This window comes from Paenibacillus methanolicus, from assembly GCF_008124765.1.
GTDB lineage: Bacteria > Bacillota > Bacilli > Paenibacillales > Paenibacillaceae > Paenibacillus_Z > Paenibacillus_Z methanolicus.
Genome location: NZ_VNHS01000027.1, coordinates 1 through 2851, shown reverse-complemented (window position 1 = coordinate 2851; position 2851 = coordinate 1). Strand labels below are relative to the sequence as shown.

The 2851-nt window shown below is 44.5% G+C and carries 2 protein-coding genes and 2 rRNA genes; 3 read left to right on the top strand and 1 reads right to left on the bottom strand.

Annotation, left to right across the window (positions count from 1 at the left end):
• Positions 1–39: 39 nt before the first annotated feature.
• Both rrf and BCM02_RS35020 read left to right on the top strand, forming a co-directional pair.
• Positions 40–156, top strand: a 5S ribosomal RNA gene (gene rrf, locus BCM02_RS35025).
• A 212-nt stretch (positions 157–368) separates the two neighbouring features.
• Entirely contained in the window at positions 369–1001 is a 633-nt protein-coding gene (locus BCM02_RS35020; RefSeq protein ID WP_148933747.1) for a LysE family transporter, read from the top strand.
• On the opposite strand, the gene BCM02_RS35015 is transcribed toward BCM02_RS35020, so the two are convergent.
• The gene (locus tag BCM02_RS35015) at positions 942–2390 is read right to left on the bottom strand and encodes an amino acid permease (RefSeq protein WP_148933746.1); all 1449 of its coding nucleotides are present in this window, start codon (positions 2388–2390) and stop codon (positions 942–944) included. The genes BCM02_RS35020 and BCM02_RS35015 overlap by 60 nt on opposite strands.
• A 369-nt stretch (positions 2391–2759) precedes the next feature.
• Between BCM02_RS35015 and BCM02_RS35010 the strand changes: the two genes are divergently transcribed.
• Positions 2760–2851: ribosomal RNA gene (locus BCM02_RS35010) — 16S ribosomal RNA — on the top strand; the annotation flags it as partial.

The following is a 2851-nucleotide window of genomic DNA, read 5'->3' as shown; positions in this document are numbered from 1 at the left end:
AGTTTCGTATCCAGTTTTCAGGGTGTACTGCCTTGAATGTTTGGTGGCGATGGCGGAAGGGAACCACGCGTACCCATCCCGAACACGACCGTTAAGCCTTCCAGCGCCGATGGTACTTGGACCGCAGGGTCCTGGGAGAGTAGGACGTCGCCAAGCACGAATGACCGACCACAGTGATGTGGTCGTTTTTTTGTTGTCTTGCTATGTTTACATAGTCTTGACCTACCTAATTACCAGTTAGTAACCGGCCGAACTTAGTCGGGTTATTTGTTTTTGTTTTTGTTTTTGTCGTACAAGCCGACGTAGATGAATATCATAGTGAGGTGTATAGATCTTGTACATAAATTAATTCTGGAGGGTTTGAAATAATGAGTTTATTGCTAAGTTACATGCTGCTTGGCTTTTCGTTATCCGCACCCATTGGCCCGATTAACGCTGCTCAGCTAGATGCCGGCATCAAGAGGGGGTTCCTTCATTCTTGGTTGGTTGGCATCGGTGCTATGGTTGCGGATATATTATATATGTTACTGGTTTACTTGGGCTTTGTGCATTTTATGAATGTTCCCTTTATTAAAAGCTTCTTGTGGTTTTTCGGCTGCTTTGTGCTCGTCTACACGGGAATTGAAAGTTTGCTTCGTGCCGATAAATTGCAGATTAGTGCAATTGAAACTCAAGTCAAAGAACCACTGTCAAGGTCATTTATATCTGGCTTTCTATTGTCTTTATCGAATCCCATGACGATTTTGTTTTGGGTCGGGATTTATGGATCGGTTATTGCCGAAGCGGCGGCTAGCCTCACGGACATAAAGTTGATCATCTGCAGTATCGCTATTTTAGGAGGCATTATGCTCTGGGATCTCGCCATGGCAAGTATCGCGAGCTCTTTTAGACGCTGGTTATCGGACAGGTTGCTTCAGGTAGTTGCTACTGTTTCGGGTTGTTCACTTATTTGCTTTGGACTTTATTTTGGATTTGAAGCCGTTCACTTGATGTTTGGGTGACAATGCGCCAATAATGCTGCCCGTCGAATTAGTACCAACGGAGTTCAATCGCCATTTTGAATTCATATAGAGTGTCAGTCCCCCTATAACAGTAACGAATCCGAGACTGATAAAGAAACCGGGCCGGCTTAGAGAATGGAAGACGGAACCGCTCACGGCTCCGAGCAGAATCAATAGACCGGCATAACGTTTTATTTTTCCGAAAGTGGTTAGCTTTAGCAAGCGGCCTGAAGTTATGAGGATGAACATCCAGTTGTACAGCAGCATTAATCCCGCAGCGGTTGTAATGTACTCATAAACTTTCCCTGGCATGAGCAAGGAGAAGATAATAGATAGAGCCATTCCAGCTGCGGTCAGCACAATTGCCATGACAGGCCTTTTTAGTTTGACAATGGTTATAAAATGCGGGGCATCGCCATCCTTAGCAAGAATAACCAACATTTTGATAATCGCGAATAATGAAGCGGTCATCGTAGAGAAGCCGGCGATAATGAGGGTGGCATTGAATAGGTCAGGTACATACGGAATGTCGAATCTTTTCAGTGCAAGAAGGAATGGACTTTGGTCACCGTTAAACTTTTTCCAAGAAACTAAAATCATCGCGAAAACAAGCGAAATGAAATAAACGACCGTTAGTAATACAAGCATCATTTTCCCAGCCCTAGGGGCTTGCCGAGGCTCTTGTAGTCGCATTGCCATGATCCCCATTATCTCAATACCTCCGAAAGCGTAAAAGGCAAACAAGAGCGACGCCCACAAGCCCATGGCACCGTGAGGGAAATAGTTCTCCACTTCGTTAGGTATAGCTTGAACTTGTCCTACATGTAACCATCCCATTAGCGCACAAGCCGCAAGCGCGATAAACATGATAATGGCCGAAACCTTAATCATAGCGAACATGCTTTCGAAGCGCTCGAAACCTTTCGTACCCAACCACACAATAAAAAGCCCAAGAATGGCATAAACAATAGCCAAAAGCCACATCGGCACATTAGGAAACCATAGTTTGGAGAACAACGAAAGCGCTGTTAGTTGGCTTCCCATAATCAATAACTCGGAAGACCAATATACCCAACCGCTGCTGAATCCGGCCCATCGACCGAATGCTTTCTTAGCGTAGGAACGGAATGAACCCTCTAGAGGATCAAGGGATGTCATCTGCGCCAAGACATCGAACACCAAATAAGTCCCGACAGCCGCAAGCAAAAAACAAATAAGCACGCCTGGTCCCCCGATCTGAATCGCAAGACCAGACCCGAGAAAAAATCCCGTTCCAATTGTGAATGCGACACCGAGCAGGGATAGCTGCCACCACTTTAGTTTCGTATTTGTTTGTTCTTTATTTCCCTCAGAAGAGGCAGCACCATTGTTTTGGCTAGTTGTACCCATACTTATTGATTCCCCCCCGAGCATGATAAGAATATGCCTCCTGTAGAATGGGTTAAAACGATCCCTAATATGTAAGTTGATATGAGACATCAGCCTTTTTCTTTGCTGGTCTTAATAATTTATATAAAAAGGTTGCATTATGGTGGAAAAGCTGTTATTCTAACATTCCTGCCGTAAGAGAGCAGGAAGTGTTCGGAATAATCTACTTGAAGGGATTCGTACCCTCAACCGGATGAATAAAAAACAATTGCAATGAAACATGCGATGTGTTATGATGTAATTCCTGTTGCGAAACAGGACAAGCATTTGTTCTTTGAAAACTGAACAACGAGTGAATGAAGTCACGTTTTAATGAGTCACAATCTTTCTTTTATGGAGAGTTTGATCCTGGCTCAGGACGAACGCTGGCGGCGTGCCTAATACATGCAAGTCGAGCGGATCTTACCCTTCGGGGTAAGGTT